We start from the raw sequence: 10,540 nt of genomic DNA, 5'->3' as shown, positions 1-10,540 counted from the left end.
CATAAATCCAGTGTAAGAGTTTATTTGCACATGCTATTACAGCCACTTTATAGGGTTTTCCTTCTTCACGTTTCTTATCATAAAACTCTCGTAATCGCTTGTTACGAGGAAGGATTTCATCTGTCGTTTTCTGTTTACGGCAATCACGAATGGCACATTTAACGGCCATATACAGGGCATGTCGAAGTCTACTAGAACCTCTTTTGGTAATGCGATTTAAAGTACCTTTAAATGTACCAGATTCAAAGACACTTGGATCAGTTCCGGCAAATGCAACTAACTTTTTAGGGTGATTAAACCGATCAATTTCCCCAATCTCAGAAATAATCGTGGCAGCGATTTTTTCGCCGATTCCAGGGATTGATTGGATAATTTTATATTCTTCAATACTTTTCGCTAAAGCATCTATCTCAATTTCAAGCTTGGATAGATGCTTTTTGTATTCGAGAAGCATATTAATATACATACCCAAGCTTAAAGAAAGGCTATGATATAAGGTTTTCTGGAACGGGTTTTGAACCGCGGCAGCCATTAGTTTTTCTGCCTGATTGTTTGCCCATTGTTGTGAACGACTTTTACATAGCTCCTTTATTGTGTTAGCGATGGTTTCTTTGCTTTCTTTCAAGACTTCTTCTGAAGTAGGAAATGCTTGTAGCGTTAGTAAAGAAATATCTGAATATAAGGACCCAAAGACCCCACAGTATTGAGGAAATACTTGATCTAGAACTGCCTGAAATTGCAGTTTAGTTTGTACAAACATGCCTGTAATATTTTCATGTTGCCTTGTCAGATTACGCAGGTTTAAAAGTTGGATTCCTCGTTGTCTATAAGGCTCCAAGTCTTCTTTATAGTACAGCTCGCAGAGGTGATGAGCATCAACAATATCTGTCTTTACTTTGCGTAAACTAGAACTCTTAGCCCGATATGAAATGAGAGGATTGACGATAATCAATAAATATCCTCTGTCCTCAAAATATTGCATAATCGGTGTGTGATAATGTCCAGTGGACTCTAATACAATAGGAGGTCGTCCCCCTGATACATCCTCAACCTCTTTAATAAAATCTAGAAGATTACTTAATCCTTCGAGAGTATGTGCTATTTTAAAACTCTTTTTGTATGGCTGCTTTTTATCCAAGAATGCTTGAACCTGACTTTCACCTTTTGCCACATCCAGGCCTATGACTGGATTCATCATTTATCTCCTCCTGAAATTCTATTAACCGGTAACCCCTAACTCTCCATGTAGTTTCATAGCTTCGCTTGTTATACGAGATCATTGTCCCAACCAGCCTCAATCATGTTTCTACAAGTAGGGGGCGAACTGTTTAGTTGACGGGATCAAGTCCCACGGGTGCTTACGTTCTACCCCGGCTACGGTTATCATATATCGATATAAAAAATGGTCAACCAGAAAAATTTTCTTTTCTGATTGACCTTATAATACGAACGGGTGCTTTACTTCAAGAAGGAGTAAAGCTTTTTTTTAATGAACTAGCGCAGCAGGTTAACTGAAAAAGTAACCAGATACTTTTTGGTTACTATGAATAATTTCTTTTTACGTTAACGGAGCAGTTATACAAAATAAAAAGTAAACTAATTGATTCTTTACTAATCAATTTAAATGGTGTACTCTAATTATAGAATGGTCGTTCTAAAATGTTATTAAAGGAAATTGTTCATTAAGGAGAAGGAAGTAAAATGTCTAGAAATAGGGAATTTGATGAGAAAGTCGTCCTTAGAAAAGCGATGGAACTATTCTGGAAGCAAGGATATGAAAAAACATCAATGCAAGATTTGGTTGATTATATGGGTATTCATCGTAGAAGTATATATGATACATTTGGGGATAAACGCTCACTGTTCTTAGCTTCTTTAAATTACTATGAAACGTTTGTTATCGAAACATATACTGGAATTATCAGTAACTCTACAACAGTAAAGAAAGCTGTTCGGGATGTTTTTAATTATGTTATACAATCAGCTGAATTAGACGTCTATCCAACAGGCTGCCTATCAGTAAATGCTGCTGTAGAGCTATCCTTACTAGACCAAGATATTAGACATATAGTGACAAAAATGTTTAAAGATACTGAGGTTATGTTCGAGCAAATGCTTGAAGAAGGTCGAAAAAAAGGCGAGTTGAATGAAGAGCTAAATCCTCAAATTACTGCCCAATTTCTGCATAATAACCTTGTTGGTTTAAGGGTCATGGTTAAAACAAACTATTCAAAAGAGGAATTAGAAAGTATCCTTGATTTAATGTTGAGAGTGTTAGATTAGCGCTTTCTTTTTTCTTTATTAATTCTAGAACGGTCGTTCTCAAAATGTTAATTTGATAAAACAAAATAAAAAATAAGGAGAATTCATATGTCAAAATTCACAATACCGACAGAATCAACATTTATAGAGGCGAATGGTACGCGTTTTGCTTACAGAAAATTTGGGGCTGAAACAGGTACACCTGTTGTTTTCTTAGTGCATTTTAGAGGAACAATGGAAAATTGGGACCCGAATATGGTTGCTCCAATCGCAAAAGAACGACCAGTCATTCTTTTTGATAATAAAGGTGTGGGGGAAACAAATGGGCAAACACCAGAAACTATTAGTGAAATGGCTCAGGATGCCGCAACGTTCATTAAAGCACTGGATTTAAATAAAGTTGATCTTTTAGGATTTTCAATCGGTGGAATGGTTGCACAAGAATTAGCTTTACAAGAAGGAGACCTTATTCGTCGAATTATAATTGCTGGTTCTTCTCCAGATGCAGGGGTAAATCCAGAACCAGTGATTTTTGAAAGAATGAAACGACATGGAGGAAATGTAGACAATGCCATAGACGATTTCATGTTCTTCTTCTACAAATCAACTGAAACAAGTAAATCTGCTGGGATGGATTCTCTGCGACGAATTATGAGTCAGAAACAATTTGAAAGTTCAGATCAAGTTCAAGCTGCTCAACTAAACGCTGTTGCAAAATGGGCACAACCGAAGCCTGATCAAGATTATGACTGGTTGAAAAATATCCCTCACCCAGCACTTGTGACGAATGGCATCGAAGATGTGATGGTACCAACAAAAAATAGTTTTATCTTATCTGAGAAGTTACCAAATGCCCAGTTGATCATTTATCCCGATTCTGGTCACGGACACTTATTCCAATTTCCAGAGTTATTTGCTGAGAATGTGAATTCATTTTTAGATGCCACATCACTATAAGATTTATAATAAGCAAACAAAAAAAGGAGCTTGATAATGAGTAAATTATTTGATGAAGTACGTATTGGGAATTTCAACTTAAAGAATAGAATAGGTATGGCACCTATGACCAGAAGTCGTGCCTTAGAAGACGGGACACCGAGTGATTTAGCGGTTGAATATTACCGTCAACGAGCATCAGTTGGTTTAATTATCAGTGAAGGTACTCAACCTTCTGACGACGGTCAAGGCTATACAAACACACCGGGTATATATACTAAAGCTCACATTGATGGTTGGAAGAAAATCACTTCAAAAGTTCATAGTGAAGACGGTAAACTGTTTATTCAACTGATGCACGTTGGACGAGTCTCTCATCCTGACAACACACCACATCACCGTCAAGCTGTTGCACCATCAGCTATTGCACCGAATGTGGAAATCTTCACGGCAGAAGGAATGAAAGAAATTCCTACACCGAGAGAGTTAACAGAAGGAGAAATTAAAGAAGTCATTAATGAATTTCGTTTAGCAGCACGCTCAGCCATTGAAGCTGGAGCAGATGGTGTTGAAATTCATGGTGCTAACGGTTACCTTATTCAACAGTTCTTAAGCGAAAATGCAAATCACCGTCAAGATGCATATGGTGGTTCTATTGAAAACCGTTCGAGATTTGCGATTGAGGTAGCTAAAGCAGTAGTTGAAGAAATAGGTGCAGAACGGACAGGTATTCGTTTTTCCCCACAAGGAACATTGAACGGGATAGAAGAAGGGGAAACAAATATTGATATGTATCGTTATTTAATTGCGGAGTTAGATAAGCTTAATCTTGCCTATCTTCATGTCATGCACTTTGGAAATGAACCATTAGTACAGGAAATTCGCGAATTATGGTCGCAAGCTCTTCTTATTAACCGACCAGGACGACCTTTAGAGCATTTAGGAGTAGACGTAGATAGTGAATTGGCTGACGTTGTTACCGTAGGAACTTGGTTAATCTCAAACCCTGATTTGGTGGAACGTTTAAAAGTTGGCGCACCATTGAACGAACCTGACCGAAATACAATGTATGCTGGCGGTGCGGAAGGATATATCGATTATCCTTCCATGAAACAATAACTGGCATATAAACAGCAGGAACAATTAATGAAACGCCCCCATATCTATTCAAGTTTTGGGGGAGTTTCATAATGTTTGCGTTAAAAGAGAATGATGAAGTTCAGGATATCTTGTTTTACAATAAAATCAGGAATTCACTAGTAATTAATGTAGAGAGGCAGGCGTTTTGGCTTGAGAGCATTTGTAATAGAAGGATATAAAAAAGATCCTACTTTTATTGAACGACCAATGCCCAAAATAAGAGATAATGAGGTTTTAGTGGAAGTACATGCAGCGAGTATAAACCCCCTTGATACAAAAATACGTAAGGGCGAATTAAAACTTTTGTTGCAATACGACATGCCTTTAACGTTAGGTAACGATTTTAGTGGAACCATTATCGAAGTTGGTAAAGGGGTAACCAAATTCAATGTAGGTGATGAAGTTTACGGTCGTCCTCGTTCAGAAAAGATGGGTACATTTGCGGAATATTTATCTGTTCATGAAGCGGATATTGCTTTAAAACCTAAAAATCTTAGTTTTGAAGAAGCAGCTTCTATCCCTTTAGTTGGATTAACTTCATACCAAGCTCTTCATGATATATTAAGTGTGAAAAACGGTCAAAAAGTTCTCATTCATGCTGGTTCAGGCGGGGTAGGAACTTTTGCTATACAACTAGCAAAAGAAATGGGAGCGTATGTTGCAACGACTTCTAGCGAAGGAACTGAATTAACCAAATCACTTGGAGCAGATAAAATCATTAATTATAAATCTGTGAATTTCGAAGACGTCATAATAGATTATGATGCAGTAATTGATAGTGTAGGAGGTGAAACATTAGAGAAGTCATTTTTGACAGTAAAAAAAGGGGGTGAAATTGTTTCTATCGCTGGAACTCCAAATGGTCGTTTCGCAAAAGAAATGGGACTTGGTCTAATTAAGAAAACACTTCTCTCATTAGTCAGTTCAAAAATAACTGGATTGGAAAAAAAGTATGATATAAAATACACCTTTCTTTTTATGAAACATAGCGGTCAACAGCTAGAAATATTATCAGAACTTTTAGAAGTAGGAACAGTGAAACCAACAATTGACCGAGTGTTTCCTTTTGAAGATACTAAACATGCGTTAGCGTATACAGAGACAGGTAAAGCTAAAGGGAAAGTAATACTTAAATTAAGGTGATACTGAGTGTCTGAATAAGCACTAGCACAACAAAAAAGATACCTTACTAATAGAAATGTTCTTCAACTAACAGGTGCGTTAGTTGAACAAGGAAACCAGTAAAGAACTTTTTTTCCATGAAGTCTTGTTCAAATATTACAACCCTTACGGTTAGTAAAGAACTTTCTTTTTCGAAACAATTTTCTATAAGCGATGTAAGATGGTGTATTACGTTTATCAGTAAACAACTTTTTTATCACGCAACAATTGTTGTCTCTATAAAAAATTAAGGCAATCCGAAGGTTTTTCCGGTACTTTTCCCGGTAGACCTTCGGTTTTTTTGTGTGAAATTCAGTGGGGTCCCAATCGTGATCCAATCGTTGTTGTTTATGCGGTATTCTTCGTGGTACCACCTCAGTCTGCTGATATGTCACCATATTTTCCCCACCTTTTCCGTAGAAAATAAAGCCGTTGGCGGAATCCCAATTCATCTGTGTAAATTGTCCACCTATTTTTTCCATATCAAACAATATAATCACCCCTTGTTTTAAGTTGATTTCATTTTAACTATTAAATAAATATTTGTAACTCAAGTAATACTTGAGTCTAATATATCGATTACATTTTTGTTCGTTTTTGATGACTTTACGATGTATTGAAGATGCTGTCATGAAAACCATTATTAAAATGTTATCTTTACAGGAAAGTAGAGACAAAGAAGGGCCACAAGGGTTTGTGGGGAGTGAGAGTGAGACTTGGGGAGATACCGACTTTTTAGCAGTTAAATATCTATCACTCTGTGATTTTACTTACGCTACAGGATAAATTTATATGTTCTTTTTAACTAATATGTTGGATAATAAAACCAAATGAAGGTGTATGAAATTATTTAAACTAAGGCATAATCCAGTAAAAAGTATTTCAAGGGAGAATTTATGGAAAATAATAACCAATTTGTAAGGCATTATGATTTAGATTGGATAAAGGTATTGGCTATGCTTATGGTGTTCCTATATCATTGTTCTATGTTTTTTAACTCTTTCGATTGGCACATTAAGAACAACATCATTAATCATACATATATCGAGTTCTTTTCACTCTTGGTGGGCAATTGGATCATGCCAATATTCTTTGTTATTTCTGGAGTTGGTACATTTCACGCCTTGAAAAAAAGAGATTCTCAACGTTTTATGAAAGAACGGTTTTTACGACTTGGTGTACCGTTACTTCTAGGAATCTTTCTTTTGTCACCACCTCAAGTTTATATTGAGAGAATAACAAATAATCAATTTGAGGGTTCATTTCTGGAGTTCTTTCCCCATTACTTTAATGGATTATATCTAGAAATGGGCGGAGAAGGTAACTTCGCATTTTTCGGACATCATCTTTGGTATCTTTTGATGTTATTACTTTTTTCAGCTGTTACACTGCCCGTTTTTATAAGAGTAAGACAAAATGTCAAAAATAGGGTCTTTGGATTTTTCCATTACCTTGTCTTGCCAATCCCATTGTCGGTGGCAGCTTTAACTGTCAATGGGATTGTGAATCTAGCAAGCTGGGGAATTATCTTTTATCTACTATTATATGTTTATGGATACTACTTTTTTTCGAGAGAATCTTTAAGGGAATATGTACGTAAAGTCGGATTTTTATCTGGGTGTTTAAGTGTACTTAGTTCAGTTGGTTATATCTCTTGGGTAATGTACAGTGGATTTCCGATGAATGTCTCGATAAATTGGGTTATTTTTATGATTCTTCGAGTTATTTTAGTGTGGAACTTAATCTTTTTTATTCTCTATCTAGGTCACAAATACTTAAACTTTTCTAATAAGCTATTAAAGTATACAAGCAAGGCATCCATGCCATTTTATGTGCTTCACCAACCTGTCATTATCATACTAGGATTTTTTATCTATAACTTGGAATGGGCAGTACCTGTAAAAGTAGTGCTTTTAGTACCGATATCATTTTTAATCATTCTATTTTTGTATCACTTTATCATTCAAAGAGTGAATATATTATGCGTTTTGTTCGGCTTAAAAGCGGATAAACAGAGGGAAATAAATAAAACTAGAATTGAAATGTAGCTAGATCCAAAACGGAAGGCTTTCCGGTACTTTTCCGGCACGCCTTCGTTTTTTCTATAGTGATTTAGTCTGTTTACTGCTCAATTTTTTTTAAATATAAATTGATTAAATTGTTCTACGGTTTCAAAGTAATATTTAGATTCTAATCTCATTTGTTCTTTAATTTCGGGGATACTGTGAGACCATCCAGCAGCAGCAAAATCTACATTACAACTTCTTGCCATCTCCAATCCAGGCTTTAGGTCATCTAACATTAGTGCTTGATTTTCTTGAAGATTAAAGCGTTTTAAGATTTCTTTAATTGGATATGGATATGGTTTTCTCTGATGTTCAGGAAGTTCCCATCCAAAGATTGCGTCTGGCACAAATCCACAGTGAATAGAATAATCTCTTTCAATTCGGTTTCTCTCAGAATGAGAAACAACCGTCACAATTCCACCTTGTTTTTTATATTCTTGAATTGTCTCTGCAAACAGTTCGTAGAAGTCCGGTACAGTTGATTCGGTATATTTTTTCCAGACTTCTTGTTGATATTGTTGTTCTTCGTCTGTAAATTTAATGATGTTTTTACATAAAGAAGAAAAACCTGGACTAAAACAGTATCCAACAAACTCTTTAAAAGAAATAGTTCTCTCGTTTGGTCGTAGATTTTCAAGTGCTTCAATAAATGAAGGGTAATGTATTTCAGGTGTACTTTTTACTGCTGTATCATCATGGTCTAAAATTAAACACTTGTATTTTAACGTCATAGCACCCTCCTACAATCTTGTATTATCCTAATCATTTAAACATATTTTTTACATTTTTCATTTTAATTCAAACACGGTAATACCTGAAATTTTGAAGTCAACGGCGTACTTGTTATAGTATTCCGTCTTGAAGGACCAAGTCTGGCCAGGCTTGAATTTTTCCAAGCTATCAATTGTAGAATCAATTACATGACCGTCTTTATCAAACAGCTGAATATCAACATAAATAGATGAATATTCTAGGTCTGAATTATTTATAATGGTACCAGTTATGTATTCGTAATATTCATCATTTGTTTTCTCAAGTTCTGAAATTTCAAGCCCATATTCTGTTTCAGCATCCTCAACTGATAAAGCATACTCAGGGGGATTGTGGTTTACTTCAACTACTTCATATTCGGTTTCCGCTATTGTACTACTATCTTCCGTGCCAAGCTTTTCGGTTCCAACATAGTGGTCATAAATATTTATACCAATGCCAATTACTATAACAACAAAAACAACGATTCCAAAGTAACCGAATACCTTAAAAATACGATTTTCTTTTCGTGGATAAGATTTATTAAGATTTGAGGAAGCTAATCGGTCATTAAGAACGAATATTTCCTCTATATAATTCTCAACAATATCTACAAAGGATGGAACATCTAGCGAAGGTATCTTGTTAATCACAACTTTTGTCTCAGTAAAAAACAGCTCAATTGTTGATTCGATATCCTTTTGATCCTTATAGATATGTTCAATATCTTTGTATGGAATTTTTAAGGCTCTAGTTATGTAATGCTCCGTATAAACAAAAAGAACCCGATTATCTGTCGCTATCAACAATCCCTTATTTCCATTTTGTGTCCCTACAGTAATAAAGTGGATTGGTTCACCGTCATACATGATTGTCGGTAAGTCCTGAACTTCTCGAAATGCCAATATACGATCTGCTTGCGGAAATTCCTTTATTTCCTGTATAATTTCCTCTAAATTATTCAAATTTTCCCCACCCTTACGTTTATCGTACTTGTTCAAAAATCCTGTAAAAATGACACAGTTTTTGTACACGCACTTATAGGTGTTTAAAACCATATATATTTTATACCATCATAACATGTCTAAGAATTTCCCTTCTTAAAAAAGTTACGCTTCATAAAAAAACTACCTAAAGTAGTAGTTCTAAAGTAATGCGGTAAAATAAGTTTCATAGTTGTAGAGGAGAAAATCCGTAAAAATAGCCCTACAAGTTTAAACCGCTGTAGGACTAATCAGATTACAGTTGAAAAAGCTGAAAATGGTTCTGGGCCATCCGGCTCAGTGAGGACCTTGGTGCTGACGGGCGAGGCAAAGGAATCCCCTCAGGCATTAGGCTTGAGAGCAACGTCATTCGACAAGCTACCAACGGTATTAGGATTGATGCTGGGGAGGACCTAAGCATGGTCGAAAACGTCGTCGACGGCATCGACGGAGCTGAGCTAAGGATGACCGATGGGATCAAGGTGAGCAGTGGTCCAGCTCCACGAGTGAAGTAAAAAGAGTGTCTTGGACTAGTGTTTTTATGAGAGCAATAATTACCTATAGATTACCGAAAAATCAGTACAAGTTTGGGCTGGATTCAATAGTGATCCAGTCCTTTTATGTAAGGTGCGTATCTTTAAATAACAAATAGATCTAGATATTAATCGGGATAATATATAATAGTGTAGAATCTTGCCAGTTCTTCTGAAGAGTTGATATAAATGTGTTCCGTATTTGCACTAAATTTAATAGCTTCGTTAGGATTTAGTGCAAATTTCTCCCCTTGAATATCAAGTGTAAGTGTTCCTCTTTGCATTAATACATATTCCTCACCTGTATGCTTTTCAGCTACATGCCTAAAACCAGGTTTTAAGTCTACAGTGAAAATTTCAAACTTTTTTTCCGGATGAAATGGGAAGATAGAATACACAAAATAATTTCCATCATCATCAATGACTGGATTAAGTTCATTTACATTAATTTTTTCAATTTGTGGCTTATCATTTTCCTTTAAAAAACCTGAAAAAGATACTTGTAGTCCATTTGCAATTTTCCAAAGAGTGGTGACTGTTGGATTTGACTTTCCATTTTCAATTTGGGCTAGCATCGCTTTACTAACTCCAGTCAGTTCTGACACGTTATCTAGGCTCAATCCTCGCGTCTTTCTTATTGTGGCAAGATTATTCGCTATAACCTCTTGAATGAATTCCATAAAAATCACCTTGACTCTTTTTTGTATTC

General features: G+C 35.7%; 10 protein-coding genes. 5 read left to right on the top strand and 5 right to left on the bottom strand.

Translation table 11 applies throughout. From position 1 onward, the window contains the following. On the bottom strand, positions 1-1,195 hold a 1,195-nt coding region (locus V7147_RS11945), incomplete at its 3' end, for an IS110 family transposase (protein WP_335368086.1). A gap of 506 nt (positions 1,196-1,701) precedes the next feature. On the opposite strand from V7147_RS11945, the gene V7147_RS11940 reads away from it, so the two are divergent. The 4 genes from V7147_RS11940 (at position 1,702) to V7147_RS11925 (ending at position 5,481) form a co-directional block, all read left to right on the top strand. Continuing rightward, a complete protein-coding gene (locus V7147_RS11940) occupies positions 1,702-2,283 on the top strand; it encodes a TetR/AcrR family transcriptional regulator (protein WP_335368085.1) in 582 nt (193 codons plus the stop codon). Between the two features lie 87 nt (positions 2,284-2,370). Then, the gene (locus tag V7147_RS11935) at positions 2,371-3,219 is read left to right on the top strand and encodes an alpha/beta fold hydrolase (RefSeq protein ID WP_335368084.1); all 849 of its coding nucleotides are present in this window, start codon (positions 2,371-2,373) and stop codon (positions 3,217-3,219) included. A gap of 36 nt (positions 3,220-3,255) precedes the next feature. Then, complete coding sequence (locus V7147_RS11930; protein WP_335368083.1) at positions 3,256-4,317, top strand: alkene reductase; 1,062 nt, start codon at positions 3,256-3,258, stop codon at positions 4,315-4,317. Positions 4,318-4,488: 171 nt separating this feature from the next. Beyond that, positions 4,489-5,481, top strand: a complete 993-nt coding sequence (locus V7147_RS11925) for an NADP-dependent oxidoreductase (RefSeq protein WP_335368082.1) — start codon at positions 4,489-4,491, stop codon at positions 5,479-5,481. A 128-nt stretch (positions 5,482-5,609) separates the two neighbouring features. Here V7147_RS11925 and V7147_RS11920 read toward each other — a convergent pair whose 3' ends face one another. Continuing rightward, entirely contained in the window at positions 5,610-5,990 is a 381-nt protein-coding gene (locus tag V7147_RS11920) for a hypothetical protein (RefSeq protein WP_335368081.1), read from the bottom strand. Between the two features lie 405 nt (positions 5,991-6,395). On the opposite strand from V7147_RS11920, the gene V7147_RS11915 reads away from it, so the two are divergent. Further along, positions 6,396-7,547: an acyltransferase family protein gene (locus V7147_RS11915; protein WP_335368080.1), complete on the top strand. Its 1,152-nt coding sequence runs from the start codon at positions 6,396-6,398 to the stop codon at positions 7,545-7,547. 80 nt (positions 7,548-7,627) lie between these two features. Here the strand turns inward: V7147_RS11915 and V7147_RS11910 are convergent, their stop codons facing one another. The 3 genes from V7147_RS11910 to V7147_RS11900 form a co-directional block, all read right to left on the bottom strand. After that, a complete protein-coding gene (locus V7147_RS11910) occupies positions 7,628-8,296 on the bottom strand; it encodes an HAD family hydrolase (protein WP_335368079.1) in 669 nt (222 codons plus the stop codon). A gap of 57 nt (positions 8,297-8,353) precedes the next feature. Beyond that, the gene (locus tag V7147_RS11905) at positions 8,354-9,280 is read right to left on the bottom strand and encodes an FxLYD domain-containing protein (protein WP_335368078.1); all 927 of its coding nucleotides are present in this window, start codon (positions 9,278-9,280) and stop codon (positions 8,354-8,356) included. 679 nt (positions 9,281-9,959) lie between these two features. Continuing rightward, complete coding sequence (locus V7147_RS11900) at positions 9,960-10,511, bottom strand: helix-turn-helix domain-containing protein (RefSeq protein ID WP_335368077.1); 552 nt, start codon at positions 10,509-10,511, stop codon at positions 9,960-9,962. Positions 10,512-10,540: the final 29 nt, after the last annotated feature.

This window comes from Bacillus sp. JJ1521, assembly GCF_036965165.1.
In the GTDB taxonomy this organism is placed as follows: domain Bacteria; phylum Bacillota; class Bacilli; order Bacillales; family Bacillaceae_L; genus Ferdinandcohnia.
The sequence above is the reverse complement of the archived record's forward strand: the minus strand, read 5'-3'. Positions and strand labels throughout refer to the sequence as shown.

Excerpts from the sequence above, each read along its gene's own strand:
- V7147_RS11935 (WP_335368084.1), top strand. The coding sequence starts at position 2,371 with ATGTCAAAATTCACAATACCGACAGAATCAACATTTATAGAGGCGAAT.
- V7147_RS11910 (WP_335368079.1), bottom strand. The coding sequence starts at position 8,296 with ATGACGTTAAAATACAAGTGTTTAATTTTAGACCATGATGATACAGCA.
- V7147_RS11940 (WP_335368085.1), top strand. The coding sequence starts at position 1,702 with ATGTCTAGAAATAGGGAATTTGATGAGAAAGTCGTCCTTAGAAAAGCG.
- V7147_RS11915 (WP_335368080.1), top strand. The coding sequence starts at position 6,396 with ATGGAAAATAATAACCAATTTGTAAGGCATTATGATTTAGATTGGATA.
- V7147_RS11930 (WP_335368083.1), top strand. The coding sequence starts at position 3,256 with ATGAGTAAATTATTTGATGAAGTACGTATTGGGAATTTCAACTTAAAG.
- V7147_RS11900 (WP_335368077.1), bottom strand. The coding sequence starts at position 10,511 with ATGGAATTCATTCAAGAGGTTATAGCGAATAATCTTGCCACAATAAGA.